At 68.7% G+C, this 22199-nt stretch carries 25 protein-coding genes; 21 read left to right on the top strand and 4 right to left on the bottom strand.

All coding sequences use genetic code 11. The annotated features are described in order from the left end of the window. Positions 1 to 47: 47 nt before the first annotated feature. The gene (locus ACFY0F_RS23880) at positions 48 to 2720 is read right to left on the bottom strand and encodes a cellulose binding domain-containing protein (RefSeq protein WP_388797727.1); all 2673 of its coding nucleotides are present in this window, start codon (positions 2718 to 2720) and stop codon (positions 48 to 50) included. 100 nt (positions 2721 to 2820) lie between these two features. Then, a complete protein-coding gene (locus tag ACFY0F_RS23875; protein WP_388797724.1) occupies positions 2821 to 5736 on the bottom strand; it encodes a glycoside hydrolase family 48 protein in 2916 nt (971 codons plus the stop codon). A 250-nt stretch (positions 5737 to 5986) separates the two neighbouring features. Between ACFY0F_RS23875 and ACFY0F_RS23870 the strand changes: the two genes are divergently transcribed. The 4 genes from ACFY0F_RS23870 to ACFY0F_RS23855 all read left to right on the top strand — a co-directional run bounded on the left by ACFY0F_RS23870 (position 5987) and on the right by ACFY0F_RS23855 (position 11179). Further along, positions 5987 to 7453, top strand: coding sequence for a cellulase family glycosylhydrolase (locus ACFY0F_RS23870; protein WP_388797722.1), 1467 nt, complete (start codon positions 5987 to 5989; stop codon positions 7451 to 7453). 108 nt (positions 7454 to 7561) lie between these two features. Continuing rightward, entirely contained in the window at positions 7562 to 9295 is a 1734-nt protein-coding gene (locus ACFY0F_RS23865) for a glycoside hydrolase family 6 protein (RefSeq protein ID WP_388797719.1), read from the top strand. Between the two features lie 202 nt (positions 9296 to 9497). Next, positions 9498 to 10394 (top strand): class I SAM-dependent methyltransferase, encoded by an 897-nt coding sequence (locus ACFY0F_RS23860; protein WP_388797716.1) that lies wholly within the window; start codon positions 9498 to 9500, stop codon positions 10392 to 10394. Between the two features lie 83 nt (positions 10395 to 10477). Then, a complete protein-coding gene (locus ACFY0F_RS23855; protein WP_388797713.1) occupies positions 10478 to 11179 on the top strand; it encodes an SDR family oxidoreductase in 702 nt (233 codons plus the stop codon). 178 nt (positions 11180 to 11357) lie between these two features. Here the strand turns inward: ACFY0F_RS23855 and ACFY0F_RS23850 are convergent, their stop codons facing one another. Both ACFY0F_RS23850 and ACFY0F_RS23845 read right to left on the bottom strand, forming a co-directional pair. Beyond that, positions 11358 to 12659 (bottom strand): integrase, encoded by a 1302-nt coding sequence (locus ACFY0F_RS23850; RefSeq protein ID WP_388797710.1) that lies wholly within the window; start codon positions 12657 to 12659, stop codon positions 11358 to 11360. A gap of 424 nt (positions 12660 to 13083) precedes the next feature. Further along, positions 13084 to 13518 (bottom strand): hypothetical protein, encoded by a 435-nt coding sequence (locus ACFY0F_RS23845; protein WP_388797707.1) that lies wholly within the window; start codon positions 13516 to 13518, stop codon positions 13084 to 13086. A 176-nt stretch (positions 13519 to 13694) separates the two neighbouring features. Between ACFY0F_RS23845 and ACFY0F_RS23840 the strand changes: the two genes are divergently transcribed. The 17 genes from ACFY0F_RS23840 (at position 13695) to ACFY0F_RS23760 (ending at position 22168) form a co-directional block, all read left to right on the top strand. Continuing rightward, positions 13695 to 13940, top strand: a complete 246-nt coding sequence (locus ACFY0F_RS23840) for a helix-turn-helix domain-containing protein (protein ID WP_388797704.1) — start codon at positions 13695 to 13697, stop codon at positions 13938 to 13940. A gap of 1 nt (position 13941) precedes the next feature. After that, on the top strand, positions 13942 to 14220 hold the full coding sequence (locus tag ACFY0F_RS23835; RefSeq protein WP_388797701.1) for a helix-turn-helix domain-containing protein: 279 nt from the start codon (positions 13942 to 13944) through the stop codon (positions 14218 to 14220). Positions 14221 to 14309: 89 nt separating this feature from the next. Beyond that, on the top strand, positions 14310 to 14570 hold the full coding sequence (locus tag ACFY0F_RS23830) for a hypothetical protein (protein WP_388797698.1): 261 nt from the start codon (positions 14310 to 14312) through the stop codon (positions 14568 to 14570). Beyond that, the gene (locus ACFY0F_RS23825; RefSeq protein ID WP_388797695.1) at positions 14567 to 14833 is read left to right on the top strand and encodes a hypothetical protein; all 267 of its coding nucleotides are present in this window, start codon (positions 14567 to 14569) and stop codon (positions 14831 to 14833) included. Before ACFY0F_RS23830 ends, ACFY0F_RS23825 begins: the two co-directional genes overlap by 4 nt. After that, positions 14830 to 15474 carry a hypothetical protein gene (locus ACFY0F_RS23820; RefSeq protein WP_388797692.1) on the top strand — a complete coding sequence of 215 codons (645 nt, stop codon included), beginning with the start codon at positions 14830 to 14832 and terminating at the stop codon, positions 15472 to 15474. Before ACFY0F_RS23825 ends, ACFY0F_RS23820 begins: the two co-directional genes overlap by 4 nt. After that, positions 15474 to 15836 (top strand): hypothetical protein, encoded by a 363-nt coding sequence (locus ACFY0F_RS23815; protein WP_388797689.1) that lies wholly within the window; start codon positions 15474 to 15476, stop codon positions 15834 to 15836. The genes ACFY0F_RS23820 and ACFY0F_RS23815 overlap by 1 nt, the downstream gene beginning before the upstream one ends. Further along, on the top strand, positions 15833 to 16114 hold the full coding sequence (locus ACFY0F_RS23810; RefSeq protein WP_388797686.1) for a hypothetical protein: 282 nt from the start codon (positions 15833 to 15835) through the stop codon (positions 16112 to 16114). The genes ACFY0F_RS23815 and ACFY0F_RS23810 overlap by 4 nt, the downstream gene beginning before the upstream one ends. Further along, positions 16111 to 16302 (top strand): hypothetical protein, encoded by a 192-nt coding sequence (locus ACFY0F_RS23805; RefSeq protein WP_388797684.1) that lies wholly within the window; start codon positions 16111 to 16113, stop codon positions 16300 to 16302. The genes ACFY0F_RS23810 and ACFY0F_RS23805 overlap by 4 nt, the downstream gene beginning before the upstream one ends. Before the next feature lie 111 nt (positions 16303 to 16413). Next, the gene (locus tag ACFY0F_RS23800) at positions 16414 to 17415 is read left to right on the top strand and encodes a hypothetical protein (protein ID WP_388797681.1); all 1002 of its coding nucleotides are present in this window, start codon (positions 16414 to 16416) and stop codon (positions 17413 to 17415) included. Between the two features lie 131 nt (positions 17416 to 17546). Beyond that, on the top strand, positions 17547 to 17786 hold the full coding sequence (locus tag ACFY0F_RS23795) for a hypothetical protein (RefSeq protein WP_388797678.1): 240 nt from the start codon (positions 17547 to 17549) through the stop codon (positions 17784 to 17786). Next, the gene (locus tag ACFY0F_RS23790) at positions 17786 to 18709 is read left to right on the top strand and encodes a PD-(D/E)XK nuclease-like domain-containing protein (protein ID WP_388797675.1); all 924 of its coding nucleotides are present in this window, start codon (positions 17786 to 17788) and stop codon (positions 18707 to 18709) included. Before ACFY0F_RS23795 ends, ACFY0F_RS23790 begins: the two co-directional genes overlap by 1 nt. After that, on the top strand, positions 18706 to 19542 hold the full coding sequence (locus tag ACFY0F_RS23785) for a hypothetical protein (RefSeq protein WP_388797672.1): 837 nt from the start codon (positions 18706 to 18708) through the stop codon (positions 19540 to 19542). The genes ACFY0F_RS23790 and ACFY0F_RS23785 overlap by 4 nt, the downstream gene beginning before the upstream one ends. Then, positions 19539 to 20009, top strand: coding sequence for a hypothetical protein (locus ACFY0F_RS23780; protein ID WP_388797669.1), 471 nt, complete (start codon positions 19539 to 19541; stop codon positions 20007 to 20009). Before ACFY0F_RS23785 ends, ACFY0F_RS23780 begins: the two co-directional genes overlap by 4 nt. 59 nt (positions 20010 to 20068) lie before the next feature. After that, the gene (locus ACFY0F_RS23775; RefSeq protein WP_388797665.1) at positions 20069 to 20458 is read left to right on the top strand and encodes a hypothetical protein; all 390 of its coding nucleotides are present in this window, start codon (positions 20069 to 20071) and stop codon (positions 20456 to 20458) included. Continuing rightward, entirely contained in the window at positions 20458 to 20649 is a 192-nt protein-coding gene (locus ACFY0F_RS23770; RefSeq protein ID WP_388797662.1) for a hypothetical protein, read from the top strand. The genes ACFY0F_RS23775 and ACFY0F_RS23770 overlap by 1 nt, the downstream gene beginning before the upstream one ends. Beyond that, positions 20646 to 21500 carry a hypothetical protein gene (locus ACFY0F_RS23765; RefSeq protein ID WP_388797659.1) on the top strand — a complete coding sequence of 285 codons (855 nt, stop codon included), beginning with the start codon at positions 20646 to 20648 and terminating at the stop codon, positions 21498 to 21500. The genes ACFY0F_RS23770 and ACFY0F_RS23765 overlap by 4 nt, the downstream gene beginning before the upstream one ends. Continuing rightward, positions 21497 to 22168 (top strand): WhiB family transcriptional regulator, encoded by a 672-nt coding sequence (locus ACFY0F_RS23760; protein ID WP_388797656.1) that lies wholly within the window; start codon positions 21497 to 21499, stop codon positions 22166 to 22168. Before ACFY0F_RS23765 ends, ACFY0F_RS23760 begins: the two co-directional genes overlap by 4 nt. Positions 22169 to 22199: the final 31 nt, after the last annotated feature.

Genomic DNA, 22199 nt, shown 5'->3' with positions numbered 1-22199 from the left:
GGCGGAGGGCGCGTGCCCGCTCCGGGCACGCGCCGTCGAAGGCCCGCTCAGGCGACCGTACAGCTCTGGTCACCCAGTTTGAACGACGCCGGCCTGGTGTTCGTCCCCGACCAGCTGCCGGTGAATCCGAAGCTCACCGAGGACCCGGCCGCCACGTTGGCGTTCCAGCCCAGGTTCTTCGCCGTCACCGCCGAGCCCGACTGGGTGTGGTCGGCGTTCCAGACCTGCGTGACCTTCTGGCCGTCGGCGAAGGACCAGCCGAGCGACCAGCCGCTCCAGGCGCTCGAGCCCGTGTTGGTCAGTTGCACGTCCGCCTGGAAACCGCCCGACCACTGGTTGGTGATCTTGTACGTCACCGAGCAGGCGCCCGTCGGCGTCGGATCCGTACCGCCGCCTCCTCCGTCGCCACCGCTTCCACCCCCGCTGGTGTCGGACGTGTCGCCGTAGACGACCCCGCGGCCGTTCGTCGACACGTACACCCGGCCGTACACCCGCGGATCACCCGTGATCGCCGCACCGGTCCAGCCCCACTGATGGGCGTCGTCGTTGATCCGGGTCCAGCTCGCGCCCTTGTCCGTCGACCGGAAGATGCCCCGCACGCCGCCGATCTTCGCGCTCGTGTACAGCGTCTGGTACGACGCCCCGCTCGCCGCCTTCCCGAAGCCGATCGTGTCGGCCTGCTCCACGTTCGACAGCTTGGTGAAGGTCGCCCCGCCGTCGGTCGAGTGCCACAGACCGTACGCGCCGTCCGCCGCGCCGCCGGCCAGCCAGATGTCGCCCTTCGTGCCGGGCAGTGCCTTGAAGCGCACGCTGTCCCCGCTGGGCAGGCCGGTCGCGGAAGACGCCGTGAACGTCGCACCACCGTCCGAACTGACATAGAACTTGCCGGACTTGAAGCCGTAGAACGTCTTGGGATCCACCCGGTCCGACGCGACCGCGGCCCCGGCCGGGATCCCGGTGGACGCCGACCAGGACGAGCCGAAGCCCGTCGTGTACTGCACTCCCGTGCCCGCCGGACTCCATACGAACCGGCTGCCGTCCGCCGCGGCCGCCACCGTGCCGCCGCCGCTGACACCCGAAGGGTCCGTGCCCGCGAACCAGTTGGCGCCGTTGTCGGTGGAGAATGCCACGTGCGGTCCCGAGTCCAGGTTGCCGACCCGCACCACCGTGTTCGGGTTGGTCTCGGCGAAGTCGAGGCTCGTGGTCGTGGTGAAGGTGGGGGAGGTGTACATCATCGACGGGACCTTCGTCAGGTCCGTGTGCCGGAAGCCACCGATGTCACCCAGGGCACTGAAGAGCTGGGCACCGCCGGACGGGGGAGAGGCGAGGTCGTTGACCGCTGTCTCCTCCAGGCCCTGCACCATCGGCTTGACGGTGAACTTGTCCCCGCTGTCCCAGTTCGTCAGGTTGTCGGTCCCGTAGAGCGTCGCGCCCGTTCCGTACATCATGCGGGAAGAGTTGAAGGGATCGATCTCCAGCGACTCCGTCATCCAGCCGAGCTTCGGGGTCTGTTCGGGTGGCGACGGGTTGGCACCGAAGGTCAGCCAGGGGGAGGACGACACATCGATGGTGTAACGATTGGAACGGTTGGGATACGAGGTGTAGTCCCAGGCCTTCGTCCAGGTGCCGCCGCTGTTGGTGGAGCGGAAGATCTGGGTGTCCGGCCACCAGGAACTGTATGCAGTAGCCATGATGGTGCCTGGGTGCTGCCGGTCGACGGTCAGCCCGCTGAAGCCGTAGTAGGTGTCGGCCTCGGCCACCGGGCTGATGTCGGTCCAGGTGCCGGTGGCGGTCGCATACCGCCACAGCCGGCCCTTGCCGCCGTCGTACGGACCGCCCTTGTCGCTGTATGCGATGTACAGATAGCCGTTCTTCGCATCCAGTACACCCTTGTGCGCCAGATAGCCGGTCGGCTGCCCCGCGAGCCGCGACCACGTCGCCCCGGCGTCCGTCGACCGGTACACCGCGTTGTCCTTGTCCGCCACCCCGACGTAGATCGTCTTCGTGGCACTGCCCGGCGTGGCCGTGGACTCGTCGAAGGTGACCCACACGATCCCCTGGTTGTCGCTGGCGTAACCGGTCGTGTCGCTCGGATCCTGCGCGTAGTTGCCGGGGTTGGGGAAGCTCGTCACCTGCGACCAGGTCACGCCGGAGTCCGTCGACCGCCACAGTCCCTTGCCGCTGGGCGCCCCCAGGTACAGGACGCCGTCCTTGCCGGGGTCGATCGCCAGGCGCTCGCCCATGCCCCGGCCCGGCATGTTGCCGCCCAGCTTGAACGGCAGGTCGGTCTTCCGCCAGCTCGCGCCCCGGTCGCTGGAGCGCAGCACCGCACCGTTCCCGGGATCCCAGCTGTTGGTGTACGTACCGACGGCCGCATACACCTTGTTCGGATCCACCGAGTCCGAGGCGAGGCTGACCACCCCCGTGTGGCCCCAGTCGTTCCAGCCGACCGAGTCGAGCAGCGGGGTCCAGGTCTTCGTCGACTCCTGCCAGCGGTAGGCGCCGCCGATGTCGGTGCGGGCGTAGACCAGGTTCTTCTCGGAGCGGTTGAACACGATGCCCGGAACGAAGCCGCCGCCGTCGATCCGGGCGTTCTTCCAGGTGTAGGTGTCGGCCGCGAGCGTCACCTTCGGTGTGCTCGCGGCCAGCGCCGGCGCGCTGCCCGCCAGCAGGCCGGCGGCCAGCGCGAGGACGGCCGTGAGGATACGGGTTCTTCGCACGGTGGGGGTCCTTCCTTCGGGAGGAGGGCGTGAGAACCGGGCGGCCCCCCGTGCGGGAGGGGGCCGCCCGGTCCGGCGTACACGGAGCGGTAGCGGGGACTTATTCGAGGAGCTCCGCGTACGAACCCATGGCCATGGCGATGTCCGCCTGGGCCCAGAAGCGGTGGTACGTGAAGACGGGCGCGGCACCGCCCTTGAGGTAGGCCTCGATCTTCGACCAGGCCGGGTCGTTCTTGTAGAAGGACCGCAGCGAGAGGAAGGTCGAGGACGAGCTGATCGCGTCGCCGTTCGGCATCTTGCCGCTGAAGCCGCTCGGCACGTACACGCTGTCGCCGAAGCGGCTGTAGTCGGTCCGTGTCTCCGGGACGGCGATGCCCAGGCTGTCCTGGTAGTTGTTCCACATGCCGTCCAGCAGCGCCTTCGCCGTCGACTTCGCCGTCACGTCACCGGACTTGGCGGCGTAATACGTCAGGGTCTTGGCGTACGCGGCAGCCACGCCAACGTCGTTGGTGTAGTCCGCGACGGTGACGTGCAGGCCGCTGTTGGAGCCGGGGGAGGAGGCGTTCCAGGTGTCGGGCTGGCCCGACCACTGGAGGGTGGAGGGAATCTGGTAGGTGCCGTCCGGGTTGATCGTGGTCTTGGACAGCGCCCACTTGACCCACTTGTCGAGGATCGCCTTCGCGGTGGTGTTCCCCGTCTGCTGGTAGTACTCGGCGACCCGTTCCATCGACCACGCCTGGAAGCCGAACCACTGGTTGGACGGCGGGTCGTGGTAGACGGGCTCCCAGTCGTAGTACATGCCGTAGAAGGTCGACGTGCCCGACGGCGGGGTCGCGTACCGGCCCTGCCAGCTGTTGGTCGCACCGCCCGCGATGGCACCCTCGGACGACTGCAGCCACTGGTAGAACTCCAGCTGCCGCTGCAGCGACTTGCTCCAGTCCGCCGCACCCGTCGCCGACTTCGGCTTCAGGTCGGCGTAGGAGCTGAGCGCGTACGCCGCGAGGGGGTTCTGGTAGCCGCCGTGGACATGGCTGGAGCCGATGCGCCAGGCCCAGCCCGCGCTGGTGTCGGTCGCGCCGCCCCACGCGTAGTACCAGGACAGCAGGTAGTCCGAGGCGTCCTTGCCGGTGCCGGCCGGGCAGGAGGAGGCCCCCACACAGTTGCCGATCTTCTTGAAGTACTTGTCGTACATCGCATACCGCAGGTAGTCGCCCATCTTCGCCGCCTTGCCGACGGTGGCCGACACATCGCTGCCCTTGCCCTGCGCCTTCGCCCAGACGTCCGCCCAGTACGCGGCCTGCACCGCACGCGCGTCGGCGTCCGGGGCGTCCGTGAACTTCCACTGCTTGGCGTAGGACGAGTCGCCGGTGAACAGGTCCAGATACCCGTTCTTGCCGCCGTACTTGAAGGCGTCGCAGGTCGGCTGCGGGACCGTCTCCCAGACCGATTCCTGCGGACCGCGCTGGAAGGTGTTGATGTACGACGGCCCGGTTGCCGTGGGACCGGCCTCGCACTTGCCGGGCTCGTTGCCGTAGCCGTAGACGTTGTCGACGTCCTGCAGCCAGTGCATACCGTAGACATCGTCGGTGCCGTATGCGGTCTTCAGTTCACCGGCGATCGGATCCGACCCGACCGGCACCGACGTGTCCAGCTTCGCCGGATACTCGTTCGGTGTGTCGAGCTCGGGGGCGTACGTCGCCGGCTTCGAGGCGTTGTAGAAGGAGTTGGTCGGCTGGTCGGCGTGGGTCGGGATCATGTACTTCTCCATCAGATCCCAGGCGCCGTTGAACTTCGACCAGTCACCGGTGACCTTGCCGTACATCGCCTGCAGCCACAGAAGGTAGCTGTAGGCCTCCGACGTGGTCTCGTGCCCCTGGTCCGGGGCTTCGACGATCAGCGTCTCGACCGAGTGGTAAGGGATGCCCTCGGGGGAGAAGTAGCCGTTCGCCGGATTGGTGATCTTCCCGTACAGATCCAGGAAGCGGGCGTCGTACGCCTTGGACCCCGCCAGCTCGGTCACGGTCACCGTCGCCTTGGCGTGGCCGGTCGCCGAGGCGGTGAAGGTGGCCGCGCCGGTGCCCGAGGAGTCGGCGGTGACGGTCACCGTCTGCGCGGTGTTCCAGTTGGACGGCGTGAAGGTCAGGGACGAACCACCGGTCACGCTGAGGCCGGTGTTGCCGTCCGTACGGGCCACGCTCACCGTCACGTTGGCGCTCGGCTGGGTCGAGAGCTTCACCGAGAAGGTGCCCGTCTTGCCCTGCTGGACGCCCAGTTGCGTGGGCGAGGCCACCACGGCGGGGCCGGAGGCGACCGTGATGCCGACCGGCGTGGACTCGGCGGAGGCGCCCAGACTGTCGTACGCCTTGGCCACCAGCGAATGACTGCCCACGGACAAACTATCGGCCGAGAGGGAGTACGGCGCGCTGGTGTCGGTGCCGAGCAGGGTCGTGTCGTCGTAGAACTCGACCTTGCTGATCGTCGCGTTGTCGGCCGCCGCCGCGGTCGCCGCCAGCGGCACCGCGTCACCCTGCGTGTAGACCGCGCCGGGCTTGGGGCTGGTCAGCACGGTGACCGGCGGTTGATGGGCGCCGGCGCAGGTGGTGCCGTTCACCGCGAAGGAGGTGGGAGCGGTGTTGGTGCCGCTGTAACTGAACTGGGCGCCGGTGGAGACCGCGGCGCCCGCGGCGATCTTCGCGTTGTACCCGGCGTCCTTCACGCTGATCGACTGACCCGACTGCGACCAGGTGCCGTTCCAGCCGTTGCTGAGCTTCTGGTTGCCCGAGTAGGCGTACGTCAGGGTCCAGCCGTTGACGGTGTCCGTGCCGCGGTTGGTGATGGTCAGGTCGGCGGTGAAGCCGGAACCCCAGTCATTGGTCTTGTAGTCGACGCTGCACTGAAGGGCCGCCGCGTGCGCGGGAGCCGTCCCCGTGGCGAGCATCGACACAGGAAGGGCGAGCGCCGCGACAACGGCCGTCCACAACCGTCGCGCGGTCCTGCGCCTCCGTCCGGGATGCATGTGCTGGTTCCTCCTTGCGGCTCGGAAGTCAAGGCTTGAACCAGTGGGAGCGCTCCCATAGTGGAGATGGGGGTGAGGGCGGTCAAGATGCTTGAAGAGTCGAAAAGATTCGATGCGCCAGTCGAAGAAAAGTGAAGCGACTCCCCTGTCCTTTGCCGACGCTTGGCGCTACCTTCCTTCGCACCAGTGGGAGCGGTTCCGGTCAGTCGACGCGTCCGTCACGATGCGCCCGAGCTGCAAGGAGTCGCTCATGCGACACCCCCCGCGTTCAGTACTTTTAAGTGTCGCCGGTGCGGTCGCGCTCGTCGGGAGCGTGCTCGTGCCGGTGGTGAGGGCACAGGGAGCCACACCCGCCTGCACGGTGGAGTATTCCGTCACCGGCCAGTGGGACAACGGTTTCCAGGGCGCTGTGACGATCACCAACAACAAGGCCGCGCTGAGCAGTTGGAACCTGACCTTCGACTTCGCCGAAGGTCAGAAGGTCACCCAGGGCTGGAACGCCAAGTGGTCCCAGTCCGGCACCACCGTGACCGCCGCCAGCGAGAGCTGGAACGGTTCGCTCGGCACCGGAGCCAGTGTCAGCGCCGGGTTCCTCGCGTCCCGGTCGGGGAGCAACGCCGTACCGACGGCCTTCAAGCTCAACGGAACGACCTGCAACGTCGACACGGAACCACCGCCGACGGACCCGCCCCCGGCGACCGGCAAGGCCCCGGCCCTGCATGTCTCGGGCAACAAGCTCGTCGACGCCGACGGCAAGACGCGCCGGCTGCTCGGGGTGAACCGCTCCGGCGGTGAGTTCATGTGCGTCCAGGGCCGGGGCATCTGGGACGGTCCCGTCGACGACGCGGCGATCAAGGCGATCGCCGACTGGAAGGCCAACGCGGTACGCATCCCGGTGAACGAGGAGTGCTGGCTGGGCCTTTCGAACGTCAAGCCGGAATACGCGGGCACCAACTACGTCAATGCCGTCAAGGACCTGGTGGCCCGCGTCGAGGCACACGGAATGACGCCGATCGTGGACCTGCACTGGACCTACGGCCAGTACACGGGCAACTCGGCCGGCTGCTCCGACGTGCACGCGACCTGCCAGAAGCCGATGCCCGACATGCAGTACACCCCGTCGTTCTGGTCCTCCGTGGCCAGCACCTTCAAGAACGACCCGGCGGTGGCGTTCGACCTGTTCAACGAGCCCTATCCGGACCGGTCGACATCCACCACCACCCAGGCGTGGCAGTGCTGGCGGGACGGCGGCACCTGCTCCGGCATCTCGTACGAGGTCGCCGGTATGCAGGACCTGGTGGATTCCATACGGTCGACCGGTGCCAAGAACGTGATCCTCGCCGGCGGGCTCGCCTACTCCAATGATCTCAGCCAGTGGCTGACGTACAAACCCACCGACCCCACCGGCAATCTCGCCGCCGCCTACCACGTCTACAACTTCAACACCTGCGCCAGTGAGAGTTGCTGGAACTCGACCCTCGCCCCGGTGGCGCAGCAAGTGCCTCTGGTGGCAGGTGAGATCGGTGAGAACACCTGCTCGCACGGGTTCGTCGACCAGGCCATGAAGTGGTTCGACGACCGCAACCTGTCCTATCTGGGCTGGACCTGGAACACCTGGGACTGCTCCTCCGGGCCGTCCCTGATCTCCAGCTACGACGGCACGCCCACCGCCTACGGCACCGGCCTGCGCGACCACCTGCGCGCCGTCAACCCGTAAGTCCGCAAGTCCGCAAGTCTGCAAGTCCGTGAGTCCGTAAGGCCGTAAGTCCGGCAACGAAGGCTCGACCTCCGCAACTCCCGTGACGTCAGAAGGAAACCCGCACTCATGAGTCGTACCAGAACAGCGATGTTCGCCGCACTGGCGTTCCTCGCCGGGACCTCCGGGACGGCGTACGCGTCCGTCCCGTCCACGGACGCCGGTATCTCCGCCATCCCCTGCACCGTCGACTACAAGGTGCAGAACCAGTGGGACACCGGCTTCACCGCCGCCGTGACGGTCACCAACAACGGTTCCGCCAAGTCCAGTTGGGCCGTCAAGTGGTCCTACGCCGGTAACCAGAAGGTCACCAGCGGCTGGAACGCCAAGATCAGCCAGAGCGGCACCGCGGTCACCGCCAACAACGAGACGTACAACGGCAGCCTGGCGACCGGCGGCTCGGTCAGCTTCGGCTTCAACGGCTCCTACAGCGGCAGCAATGCCGTCCCGGCCGCCTTCACCCTCGACGGCGTGACCTGCAACGTCGACGACGGCGGCGGCGGTGGCGACAACGGGGGCGGTGGCAACAACGGGGGCGGCGGAACCGGCAGCCGCGTCGACAACCCGTACGTCGGCGCCAAGGTGTACGTGAACCCGGAGTGGTCGGCCAACGCAGCCGCCGAACCGGGCGGCAGCCGCGTCTCCAACCAGCCCACCGGCGTCTGGCTGGACCGCATCGCCGCGATCAACGGCGCGAGCGGTCACATGGGCCTGCGCGCCCACCTGGACGCCGCCCTCGCCCAGAAGGGCAGCAACGAAGAGGTCATCCAGCTCGTCATCTACGACCTGCCCGGCCGCGACTGCTCCGCCCTCGCCTCCAACGGCGAACTCGGCCCGACCGACATCGACAAGTACAAGACGCAGTTCATCGACCCGATCGCCGCGATCCTCGCCGACCCCAAGTACGCCTCGCTCAGGATCGTCAACACCATCGAGCTCGACTCGCTGCCCAACCTCATCACCAACACCGGCAGCAAGGCCACCGCCACCCCCGCCTGCGACACCATGCTCGCCAACGGCAACTACCAGAAGGGCGTCAGCTACGCCCTGGCCAAGCTCGGCGCCATCCCCAACGTCTACAACTACCTCGACGCCGGCCACCACGGCTGGCTCGGCTGGGACGACAACTTCGGCCCGACGGCGACCCTGTTCAAGCAGGTGGCGACCAGCAACGGGGCGACGGTCGACGATGTACAGGGCTTCATCACCAACACGGCCAACTACAGCGCCCTGAAGGAGAACAACTTCACCATCAACGACACGGTGAACGGCACCTCCGTACGCCAGTCCAAGTGGGTCGACTGGAACCGCTACGTCGACGAGCTGTCCTACGCCCAGGCCTTCCGCAACCAGGCGGTGTCCGTCGGCTTCAACTCCAACATCGGCATGCTCATCGACACCTCGCGCAACGGCTGGGGCGGCACCGCCCGCCCGGCCGGTCCCGGTCCGCAGACCAGCGTCGACGCCTACGTCAACGGCGGCCGCTACGACCGCCGCATCCACGTCGGCAACTGGTGCAACCAGGCCGGCGCCGGACTCGGCGAGCGTCCGCAGGCCAACCCGGCCCCCGGGATCGACGCCTACGTGTGGATGAAGCCTCCGGGTGAGTCCGACGGCGCCAGCAGCGCCATCCCCAACGACGAGGGCAAGGGCTTCGACCGCATGTGCGATCCGACGTACACGGGCAACCCCCGCAACAACAACAACATGTCGGGTGCTCTGCCGAACGCCCCGCTGTCCGGGCACTGGTTCTCCGCCGAGTTCCAGCAGCTGATGCAGAACGCCTACCCGCCGCTGTCGTGATCACCGCGTGACCGCCGGTGAGCGGTGATCCGCCGGGGCCAGTCCCGTTCGAGGGGCAGGCCCCGGCGGATCGCGTATTCCACCGCATCGGTGATCCGCCGCTCGCGCCGCACTCCGTTTTTGCCGCCGCGGCAACATCACTGGCCCGGCGGCGGTGCGTCGGCGCACTCTGGCCGCATCCGGAAGAGAGAGGCTGACCACCATGGCCCACCACCAGCACAGCCACCAACACGGTCACCAGCACGGTCACGAGCCGACCGACATCGACTGGGCCGAGATGGCCCTGCAGCTGGAGACCCAGGCGGAGCTGTTCACTCCCGTCCACGAGCGGGCCTTGGCCTGGCTGGCCAAGGAAGTGACGGAGCCGGGCCTGATCGTCGACGCGGGCAGCGGGCCCGGAGTCGTGTCGTGTCTGTTCGCCGAGACGTTCCCGGGCGCGCGGGTCCTGGCCGTGGACGCCAGCGAGCCGCTCCTGGAACGGGCCCGCGCCCGGGCCGCGCGGCAGGGCGTCGCCGACCGTTTCGCCACCCTGACCGGGGAACTTCCCGGTGCGCTCGATCAGTTGGAGTACCCGGCCGACCTGCTGTGGGCGAGTCGGAGCCTGCATCACCTCGGCGACCAGCGCGCCGCCCTCACCGCGTTCGCGGACCGGCTGGCCCCCGGCGGCACCCTGGCCCTGCTCGAGGGCGGACTGCCCTCCCGTTTCCTGCCGCGGGACATCGGCATCGGCCGACCGGGACTGCAGGCACGCCTCGACGTGGTGGAGGCGGAGTGGTTCACGCGTATGCGGGCCGACCTGCCCGGCTCCGTCGCCGAGACCGAGGACTGGCCGGCCCTGCTGACCGCGGCGGGCCTGAAGCACACCCGCACCCGCAGCTTCCTGCTCGACCTGCCGGCGCCGGTGTCCGACCGGGCCCGCGCCCACGTCGCCGCCTACCTCACCCGGATCCGCGACGCGGCGACCGACGGCCTCGACGCCGACGACCGCGTCACCCTGGACCGGCTCCTCGACCCGGCGGACCCGGCGAGCGTGCACCGGCGCGCGGATGTCTTCGTGCTGGGGGCGTACACCGTGCACACGGCCGTACGGCCCGTCTAGGCGACGCCCGACTGCGCGGGCTTGACTTCGAGAGCGCTCCAAATGATGGACTCCCCGGTGTACACAAAACACAGGGGGTAACCATGACCGACTCTCCGGTCGCGCTCATCACCGGCGGCGGCAGCGGCATCGGCGCCGCCGTCGCCCGGCAACTGATGGACGCCGGACATCGGGTCGCCGTCACCGGGCGCGGCGAGCGCAGGCTGCGGGAGTTCGCCGAGAGCCTCGGCAACCCCGAGGGTCTGCTGACGTTCACCGGCAACGCTGCCGTGTACGAAGACATACAGTCGGCGGTCGACCGCACGGTCAAGGCATACGGACGACTGGATACAGTCGTCGCCAACGCCGGCCTCGCCACCCACGACTCCGTGGCCGAGGGCGACCCCGCGGGCTGGACCGAGATGGTGCTCACCAACGTCCTCGGCCCCGCCCTGCTCATCCGCGCCTCCGTCGACGCCCTGAAGGAGACCCGCGGACGGATCGTCCTCGTCGGCAGCGTCGCCGGATTCGTGAACACGCCCGGCAACCTCTACGGGGCGACCAAGTGGGCGGTGACCGGCCTCGCCGAGAACACCCGCCGGCAGGTCACCGAGTTCGGGGTCGGCGTCACCCTGATCGCCCCGGGCCGGGTGGAGACGCCCTTCTGGGACGGCAACGGCAGCCTTCCGCCGGGCCACCTCCTCACCGCCGACCAGATCGCCGACTCGGTGGTCTGGGCGATCCGGCAGCCCGCCGGTGTCGACGTCAACACCGTGGTCGTACGGCCGATCGGGCAGCCCAACTGATGCGGTACCGGGTCCCGGTGCCGCGACCAGGCCGCGGCACCGGGACCACCTCCCCTCCCCGGCTCAGTTGTTGGCGAGGAACAGACGAGAAAGAGTCCCACGGGGGACTGGAAGGGACTCTGACCAGCAGCAGAGCCTGTGCAATACCTGCGACTGGGAAACGACTGGGAAACCGGACTCATTCGGAGGGCGCCGTCTTTTCCCGCTGGAACTCGTCCCAACGCTGCTGGAGCGCCTTCATGATGGCACGCTCCATCGCCACCGTCACGCTGCTGTAGGTGCCTTCGACGCCAGGCACCTCATGGCCCATGCGGGACTCGACCGCAAACCTGCTGTGGCCGTCCTCGTCCAGCCACGCCTTGTGGCCATGGCGGATCAAGTACATGCGCTTGCCGGCGAAGTCGGGGACCTTCGGGATCGCCGGCCGCGATTTCCGGCTGCCGCGCACCGGCTTGCGTTCCTCGGCGCCCTGGGAAATCGGGGCCCAGTAGTCGTCCGAGAACCTCACCGACCCCAGGCAGCCGCCCTCGATCGCCGGGAACACCCACTTCCTGTCGTGCGAGGCGAGCAGCTTGTCCAGCATCTCCGCCAGGAACGGGGGGACCACGAGGGTGCGGTACGAGAAGTACTTCGGAGGCACCTCGGCGAGGCGGCCCTCCTCCTGCTGCACCTGCTGCTGCACACGGATCGCCGGCATGAGTTCGTCGCCGACGCCATAGCGCAGGACGTCATCCTTGTAGCGGTCCTCCTCGTCCGGGTCCGGCCGCGGATCGCTGCGCGGCCAGTTCGGATAGCAGTACTCCCGTCGCAGCCCGAATAGCTCTCCAGGGCGCATCCCGGTCATGGCCATGGTCCAGTACATGACGTAGCCGGGGTACCCAAAGACGACTTCCGCGTTGCGTGCCAGCTGGTCGACGACGGCGATGTCGAGGTCTCTCTTGCGTTCCCGCTTCGTCGTCTTGACATAGCGTCCCCGCTTTCGCTGCCGTTCGACGGGCGACACCTTGATCAGGCGTGGCACGGCGTCGTCGAGGATCATGCCCAGCACAGTCATCACGTTCTTCGCACTGCCCGCAGCCGGCAGCTTCGCGAAGATGTGCTTGCGGAACGCCCGGTAGGTGATCACGTCGATCTCGCCGACGGTCTTGCCCCGGAAGTACGGGCGGATGTGCTTGTTGATGATGGCCTTGTAGCTCTTGCGCGTGGTGTACGCGTGGTCCGTGGCGGCGAACCAGTCGTCGATCCAGTTCGACATAAGGGTCGAGCTGTCCCGGTTGGACACAGCGGTACCCGCCCGGATCTCCGACATCTTGTCGAGGCCATAGTCGTAAGCCTCGTCCTCGTCGGTGAAACCGCCCTTGGACTCGAAGCGCTTACGGCCGTCGTCGTGGTAGTCGCCGGACCACCACTTCACCCGGCAGGTGCCGCCCCGCCATTCCACATACACGTCGCGTGCGCGTCTGGCCATGCCGTCCTCCACTGCTGGTGGCGCGGCGGCCTGGCGGGGGTCCCTCCCGCCGGGCGCCGCGTCCAACATGATCTCAGCTCGCCTGCCCCAAGGGGCAGGTCGGGCAGCGACCACATTCGCCACCAAGGTCTCGGACCAGTTCCCGCATCGAGGCTCGAACCTCGGGCCTGTCGCGGGCCTGAACCGGTACCACACAGACGATCCCGTTGCCGGTACGGACCGCATTTCCTTTGAACTTTGGCCCGTAGTCAACTATGAGCGCGTCGTTTTGCATGGCTCCCCCTTTGTGTCGCCAGGAAGGGAAGCCTCTGAGGACGTGTCACGACTCTGCCACGACCTGCGCCGTTTGGGACTGGTTGGGACCGAGTGATGTGTGGAGATATGGCAATAGGACGGTAAAGCGTAAAAGGTTGTACGCCATTCGAGTGAACTTAGTTTAGATCAAACCGCGTTCGCGCAGGTCGCGCACTACGCGCTCGCTCATCTCGCGGATCTCCTCGGCCGTCGTCCCCTTCGCTGTTGCGAGAAGGGCCAACTGCACCACGCCGCGAGCTTCCTCGTCGATGACCTCCTTGGGCATCGGTGACTTCTGGACAGTGGCGGCGTCGGCGTCCGCCATGTCCGAGATGACTACCGGCTCCCCGCCCTCAAGTACGCGCAGGCAGCTGCCCGGCGCCCACTGGAGCAAGCTGTCGATCTTCACGTAGTTGGTCTCACGGATCTCGAGACCCTTCTCGACGCGCTGCCAGGTCCGGTTGGAGAGTCCGCCGTCCTTGGCGTTCTTGTCATTGAGGGCGAGACCTAGCTCGGCCCGGCGACGCCTGGCAATCGCCGCCAGCCTCTCGTAGTCCCGCTTGTGGGTGGGTGGCATGGGCTCATCTTGGCAGGACTGGCGGGGACCAGCCAGGACTGGGAGGCACTTAGGCCCAATCTCTACGCCGTATTTACGCAGATCAATGGGCATCTAGCGGCTTCTGTCGGCAACAGATGCCTACAAAGGCGCACAGATGCCTAGACAGTGTGGGCATCTATAGGTAAGTTCTTCGCATGGCACAGCCCGAAACCACGTACCTAGTGGACGGGACGGCTATCTGCACCAAGCGCATGACCGCGGGGATGGAAGTCCAGCAGCTCGCCGAGGCCGCAGGCATAACCGCCAGCTACCTCAGAAAGATCGAACGCGGCGTCCGCACCCGCATGAGACCTGGCCCGTACCAGGCGCTCAGAGCCGCCCTGAACGCGAACGATGACGAACTCCTCGCCCCCCAGCAGGACCCACCAGAAAGGAAGTGAAGTGGCCACCACGCAGTCCCCGCGCACCCCCATCAAGCCGGCGGACCTCAACGCCCCGTTCTTCAACATCCGGGAAGTCGCCTGGCTGTGGAGCTGCAGCGTCGACACCGTGCGGCGCGCCATCAAGGCAGGCCTCCTGCCCTGCAGCCAGCACAAGAAGGGCGGGATCATCCTCGTCTCCCAGGACGACCTGAAGGCCTACCACGAGGCCACCCGCATCGTCGCCATCCCGCGTCGCGCCTACCGCCGCCAGCCGGCTCGCGCCCGCGCCGCCGCATGACGCGGCACGCAAAGAGGCCGCCCCGGACGCGCATCCGAGACGGCCAGACCCACCCACACCATCCGTGAACAGAGAGGTGGACCACGACCATGGTCTCATCCAAGAATCCGGGCTCACGAGCCCGCAACGAACTGGCCGCCGCGCTGAGGCTGAAGGGCCTGAACGAGCGCGAGATCGACACGCTCATCAACGCCGCGCTCGCCGAGGAACTGCGCGCCTCCGCCGACGAGATCGCCGAGCCGGTGCCGCCGCTCCAGGCGGGCCCGCGGACCGAGTTCGAGCGCGGCCTCGTGACTGCCTTCCACGCTCTCCGGGCCCGCGCCGACAAGCTCGACGGCGGTGCCCGATGAGCGACCTGACCCCGTTCGAGCAGTTGCTCCGCGCCTCCGACGTCCGTCTCCCGTCCGCCTGGCAGGCGGCGTGGGAGGAGGCCGAGGACATCATGCGCATCGAGCACCCGGAGGGCTACGACGTCCTCGAAGTCGGCCGTCTCGCCTACGACTCGCTGCACGACGACCTGAAGCCGGCCGCCCTGGACGCACTGTTCTACGGCTGGTGGGAGGCCGAACAGGACCGCAAGGCTCGCACCGCGCAGGCCGGAGGTGCGCGATGAGCGACCGTCTGACGCCCGAGCGCGAGGCCGAGATCGCCGCCCGCACCGAAGCCGCCACCCCCGGACCGTGGGAGGAGCACGAGAAGTACGGCCGGCACTTCTTCGCCTACCTGGGCGGCCCGTACCTGCGAGGCGTGGGGACCCTCAACTTCGGTGAGGGCGACGACGCCGATGCCGACCGAGCCCTGACGGTCAACGCGCAGGCCGACATCACCGCGCTCCTCGCCGAGCTGGCCGCGGTCCGCGCCGAACGCGACCAGGCGCGGGCCGAGCTGGAGAAGTACGTCGGCAAGGAGCCGACCGTGGCCGAGGAGATGGAGTACCTCAGCCGCTGCCTCAACGCCGTCCGCGACCTGTGTGACAAGACCGTGAAGCAGGCCACCCGTTGGGAGGACCCGTTGCCTGTGCCGGAGTGGGTCGAGCAGGTCCGGCAGGCTGCTGACGGCCAGCGCTCCGAGGACCCGGACGACAACCGCCGCCGCCTCTACCTCGACGGCAAGGGCAACGGCTGGATCTCGGTCTGCAGCGACGAGGGCACCGAGTGGGTCGTGCCCGTGCAGCCCGAAGCGGCCGTCGAGCAGGACGTGCGGGACGTCGCTGACGAGACCGGCTCCCTGCGTGAGATCGGCAGGTGCTGGTGATGACCGTCGACCTGTCTCGCCTGGACGTGCCGCTGCCCGTGGTGGAGGCCGACGCCTGGAACCTCGCTCACCCGGTCGGCACCCCGGTGATCGCCTATCCCGGCGGCCGGCCCGAGGACTTCCCCAACGACCGGCGCATCGTCACGTCGACTCGCAGCAAGGCCACGGTCCTCGGCGGCCACACCGCCGTCGTCTGGGTCCACGGGCACCGCGCCTGCATCGCTCTCAGCCACGTCGACGTGCGGACGGAAGCCACCGACGGTGAGGCCGCGGAACTGCGGCACCTCCTGTACGACGCCGATGAGGACGCCACGACCCCGGCCTTCCCTTACCCCAACGCCGCACCCGTGGAGACGAAGTGAGCGCCCCCGCCGACCCCATCGACCGCGCCTTGCAGCACATCCTGCACCGGGCCCCGCAGCCGTCGCGTCTGCGCTTCAACGTCGACCACAGTCGCGGAGCCGGCGTCACTCGACTCTCCGACGACGACCTGTCGCGCGACCTGAAGATCTGCGTGATCCTCACCGATCCAGACCACACCCCGCCTGAGCGGATCACCCGCGAGGCGCGTGGACGGATCTACGACTACGCGCACTTCATCCGCAAGGAGATCGCCCGGCGTCAGGAGCTGGCCCGGTGACCGCGTCGCTCGACCTGCCGCCGACTCCGGCCTCCGCCGACCCGGTGATCATGCCCGGCCTGCTGTCCGGCCTCGGCATCACCCGCCGCCCCGTCCCGGAGTGGATCACCGACCCGGACGCCGTCGAGTCCATCGCGCTCGGCCTCGTCGAGATCGACGCCGACCTCGGCGGCGACACCGCCGCATGAGCCCGCCGCCCCGCCAGATGGCACCGGCTGGCGGGAGCGGCGCCCCAAACAGAAACCCCGCCGGGATCCGGCCGACGGGGGATCCCACCACCAGCATCCCACGGAGAGACCGTGACCACGATCAACGCCCACAAGCTGCAGCGGCTCATCAAGCAGACCCGCCCGCACATCAGCCCCGACGACACCCTGCCGCCCATCAACGGCATCCGCTTCGAGTGCGACGGCATCCACATCCACGCGCTCGCCACCGACCGATACACCTTCGCCGTAGCCCGCGCCAAGGTCCGCGAAGAGACCGACACCTGGGCCCTCACCGTCAGCGAGAACGACCTCAACTGGTTCACCGCCTGGCTGGAGACCCACGAGGGCGACACCATCCTCAACCTGACAGCCAGCGACGACGGCCTGACCGTCACCGACGACCGCGGCAACCTCGTGGTCCCCGCCAAGAACCACATGTTCCCCAAGTGGCAGGGACTGTTCCGCGACGCCCTGACGGACGCGGCCACCTCCGGCGACTTGGTCAGCGTCGACACCAAGATGCTCGCCCGCTGGAAGCACGCCGACACCCACCTGCGCGTCTGGCAGACCGCAGACGAGAAGCCGCTCATCCTCGTCGGAGACGACTTCATCGGCCTGCAGATGCCCGCTCGCTACAGCGGCGACGACAAGGATCGGGCGGCAGTGCTCAGCAACTGGTCCGGCACCTTCGGCCAGAGCAGCGAGAAAGCCGAGACGATGGCGCCGCTGCCGCAGCCGGGCGCTGTCGCGGAGATGGCGGAGACCATGCTCCGGCAGACCCTGCGCTCGACGGCCGAGATGTTCGGCGCCGACATGGACACCGAGGCTGGCAGCGCAGCCTTCGACGCCTGGGTGCGCTCCGGGATCTACGCCTGGTCCGCCTACCGGATCCTGCAGGCGCTGAAGAAGGCCGACCCCGACCTGGCCGAGGCGACCGTGCGCGACCTCAACGAGCAGCTGGAATCCGGCGAGCTCGGCGAATGGGCGTGGGACGAGGCCGAGCAGGCCGGCCACAACCCGCAGCAGTGGCACGACGAGTACGAGGCCCACCTGAAGAAGCGGGCCACCGAGTCGGCCAACGCGACCGCCTGAGCCACAACCTCACAGCCTGCCGTGTCGAGCGCAGCCCATCGCGCTCCGCGGCATCCCAGACCGCCGCCCCGCGGCAACCCCCCCGGTCCGGGGCGGCGGCCACCCCCTCGCACACCCCGAAACGAGGACTCATGTACCTCACCCGCACCTTCGGCCGCTGGCAGCTCGAACTGCACCGCCGGGCGATCTACCTGACCCGGCAGCCCAAAGCCGACCCGAACTGCACCGCCTGCCACGGAGACGGCGGCCACGGCTACGTCACCGAAGACGGCGACGGCGACTGGGAGGACTGCCACTGCCTCACCTGGCTCCGCACCTGGCGCCTGCCCCTCTGGCCCCGCCGCACGATCCGAGAGGAGTACCCGTTCTGATGAGCCCGCTCGCCTGCCGCCAATGCGGTGCCACCGACGGGCCGTTCACCCGCGGCGGTCTCTGCGAAGACTGCGAGGACGGTTCTCCCGGATGGGTCGACGGACTCCCAGCCGACGACTACCACGCCGACCGCACCACGATCTCCTCCTCCGGGCTTCGCGCCCTCCTGCCGCCCGGCTGCCCCGCCCAGTTCAAGTACGACCGCGAGCACCCGGCCGCACCCAAGCGCGAGTTCGACCTCGGGCACGCCGCGCACCGCGAGATCCTCGGCGACGGTCCGGACATCGACGTCCTCGACTTCGACAACTACCTGACGAAGAACGCGCAGATGGCCCGCGACGAGGCCCGCGCCATGGGCGCCGTCCCGCTGCTCCGCCACGAGTACGAGCAGATCGAGGGCATGGTCGCCGCCATCCGGCAGCACCCCATCGCTGGCCCGCTGTTCGCGCCCGGCACGGGAGTCGCCGAGCGCTCCATGTACTGGACCGACCCCGCGACGGGTGTGCGCTGCCGGATCCGGCCCGACTGGCTGCGCCCCCGCGAGGAGAACGGCCGGCTGATCGTCGTCGACCTCAAGACGGCGAGGGCCGTAGATCCGGCCGCCCTGCAGCGGGCCGTGTACGAGCACGGCTACCACGCCCAAGCCGCCTTCTACCTCGCCGGGGCCAAGGCGCTCGGTCTGCACGGCGACCAGGAACCCGCCTTCATCTTCGCTTTCCAGGCCAAGACCCCGCCGTACCTGATCCACCTGGTCGAGCTCGACTTCCCGGCCCTCGCCCTCGGCGCCGCCCGCAACGAGCGTGCCCTCCGCATCTACGCCGAATGCGAGAAGACCGGCGTCTGGCCCGGCTTCAACGACCGCATCACCTACCTCCCGCTCGCCCCGTGGGCCGAGAAGAAAGATCACGAGGAGTACGCATGAACCAGCCCGTCCCCATCCCGTCCACCACCGCGCCGGCCCGCATCGGGCAGGGCACCGCCGTCGAGCAGTCCCGCGCCGCCGCCGAAGTCCAGGCCGCGGTCGTCGTCGCCCAGCAGTGCCCCCGCAACATCCAGGCCGCCGTCGCCGAGATGCGCGAGTCCTGCAAGCAGCAGGGCCTCGCCGAGCGCGCCTTCTACCGCTACAACCGCGGCACCGGGAACGTCACCGGCGCCTCCGTCCACCTCGCCCGCGAACTCGCCCGCGTCTGGGGCAACGTCCAGTACGGCCTCGTCGAGATGCGCCGCGACGACGAGTACGGCCAGTCCGAGATGCAGGCCTTCGCCTGGGACGTGCAGACCAACTCCCGCAACAGCTCGACGTTCATCGTCCCGCACCGCCGCGACACCAAGCAGGGCGTCAAGCAGCTCACCGACATGCGGGACATCTACGAGAACAACGCCAACAACGGCGCCCGCCGCGTCCGTGAGGCCATCTTCGCGATCCTGCCGCCCTGGTTCGTCGAGGAGGCCAAGGAGCTCTGCAACCAGACGCTGCGGGACGGCGGCGGCAAGCCCCTCGCCCAGCGGATCGCCGACGCCATCAAGACCTTCGAGGGCATCGGGGTCACCGCGGACCGCATCGAGGGCCGCCTGGACCGGCCGTCGGCGAAGTGGACCGAGCACGACGTCGCCCAGCTGATCGTCATCTACAAGTCGATCCAGCGCGGCGAGGTCACGGCCGAGGACGAGTTCCCGGCACCCCGCGTGAGCGCGGAAGAGCTCACCGGCGGCAAGGGCAAGCAGGCCAACGAGCAGTCCGGCGGTGCCGCATGAGCATCAACCACCGCGCCGAAGCCGAGCGGCTGCTGGTCTCCGCCGACACGTCTATCGCTGCCGCCCTGGAGGCGACGCTGCCGCTGGCCGACCAGCAGCACGCCGCCGTCCTCACCGGAATCCTCACCAACCGGGCCATCGGGCACGCGTTGATCGCTCAGGGGCAGACCACGGCCGCCGATGTCAGCAGTCTGCGGCACGCGATCCACACGTACCGGTTCGCGCTGATCCGCCAGGTCGCCGAAGGGCTCGCCCTAAGCGAAGGCGACGAGGCCCACCAGCACGCCCTCGGCCTCGCCCAGTACCTCGACTCCGTCGACCTCAACATCGACCGCGAAGTCGACGCCTACATCTCCGACGACCTCGGCTGGGGCGACCCGCGCGACGCGTGGCTCTCGCCGACCGCCCGCCGCGCCAAGTGGGACGCCGAGATGCCCAACCCGTGGGCCGACACCCCCACCGAGTAACCGCCTCGGGGTCGCCGCGGCCCGAACCTGCGGCGACCCCGCTACCCCAAGGACATCACATGCAGCTGACTCCCGCCCAGGCGAAGGCCCGCGCCGACCGTATCCTCGCCGCCCTCAAGCCGACCGTCTCCCAGTGGACGACCGCCGTCCTCGACCAGGCCGTCCTCTACCTCGCCACCAGCGACGCCCCGTTCGGCATGAACGACATACGGCTCATCGTCCCCGAGGACGAGTGCCGCAAGGCCGGCGTCTACTTCGCCGCCCTCACCGGCCACGACGCCCTACACCCGGACATGCCGCAGCTGCTGCGGAAGGTGGGCGAGGAGCCGTCGATCAACCCGAAGGCGCACGGCAAGAAGGTCAACGTCTACCTGCTCACCCGCGCCGGACGGCAGTTCATAGAGGACCGGCAGACCGCCCGCGCCGAGCAGCAGAGGCAGGTCGCCTGATGGTCCGCTACTTCGCCCTCCTCTACCTGGCCGCCGTCGCCGTCGGGGCGCTCGTCGGATCACTCGGCGCCGCCTGCCTCTGCCTCACTGACCGGGGCCGCACCCGCCGCGACATCCGCCACCTCGAAGCCCAACTCCGTGACCCCGCCGTCATCGCCCGCTATAGCCGGAAGGAGAAGCCGCAGCCATGACCACCACCGCCAAGCCCCTGCCGCCACACGGAAGCCAAGCCCGCTACAAGGGCAGCAGCACCCGGCCACCCTGCCGCTGCCGCCGCTGCATCACCGGCTGGACCCAGGCCGGCCAGCGCCGCCACCTCCTCCGCCTCGCCGGAAAGCCCGCATCTCTCACCCGCGACGAAGTCACCGCCGTCGTCGCCCACATCAACACCTGCCTCGACAGTGGCATGAGCCAGAGCCTCATCGGCCGCCGCGCAGACGTCGCCCAGTCCACGATCAGCCGCCTCCTGACCCGACCGAACGCCGGATGCCTCCGCGCCCAAGGCGAGCGAATCCTCGCCGTCCACCCCGGCGACTTCGACGAGGTCTCCGACAGGCCGTCCCTCGGCACCGTCCGTCGCATCCGCGGCCTGTACTACGCGGGCCATGGCCCGCAGGCGATCGTCGTGTACGCCTCGGTCACCCTCACGATCATCACTGAGATTGCCGGAGCCGAATACGAATGGGTCACCCCCGGCACCGAGTCAGCAATCAAGCGGGCCTGCACCGCACTGACCGGCATCGAAGGCACCAGCCGGCGGGCCAGGGCCAGGGCGCTCCGCGAAGGCTGGGCGCCACTCGCCGCCTGGGACGACGACACCATCGACGACCCGGCAGCCACACCCGAGTTCGGGGACGTCCTCAACTTCCACGAGCGGGCCGCCCTCCGCCGCGAGGAGATCATCCACCTCGCCTGGTGCGGCCACCAGCCCGAGCAGATCGTCGACCGGCTCAACGGCGAGGTAGCCATCTCCACCGTCCGGCAGATCGTGCAGGAGTGGCGCACCGGCCAGAAGCGGGACCGGAAGCAGGTGGCCGCATGAGCAACTCCACCGACTGGCGGACCTCCGCAGCCTGCCGCGCCCGAGGCGTGCACCCCGACGCGATGTTCCCCGAGCGCGACAAGGAGCGCATCGACTACGCCCGGACCATCTGCGCCGGCTGCCCGGTATCCATGGCCTGCCTGCGCGACGCGATCAACTCCGGTGACACCCAGTGGGGCATCCGCGGCGGGCTGACGCCGGAGGAACGCCGGGCGGTGAAGAAGGAAATCAACCGCCGACTCAAGGCCGCCGAGGAGACGCAGGCGGCCGGCAAGAAGGCCGATCCGGCACTTCAGCGGAAGTCGTGCACCAGCCTCGGTGAACTGTTCGAGGGCAACACCAAGCGGTTGGTCCACGGGCACCTCACCTGGACCGGACCCGCCCGGCTGACCTTCCAAGGCCAGGTCTACAGCCCGAGGAAGGTCGCGTTCATCGTGGACCGCGGACGGCCCCCGTCCGGCCGGGTGATGACGACATGTGGTCTCAGCGGGTGCGTACAGCCCGCTCACATCGCGGACGACGAGGAACGGACGGCCTGCGGAACCCGGGGCGGCTATCAGCGGCATTACCGGCAGGGCACGGAGGTGTGCGGGCCGTGCCGGCAGGCGAACACGGACGCCGACAACCGGCTCCGCCGCACCGGAACCAGCAAGCAGGTCGCCGCGTGACCGGCTGCTGCCGGCCGCGCGACCGGCCCTG

The sequence above is a fragment of the Streptomyces sp. NPDC001544 genome (assembly GCF_042894285.1).
Taxonomy (GTDB): Bacteria; Actinomycetota; Actinomycetes; order Streptomycetales; family Streptomycetaceae; genus Streptomyces.
Note: the sequence above shows the minus strand (reverse complement) of the source record. Positions and strands in the feature narration are given on the sequence as shown.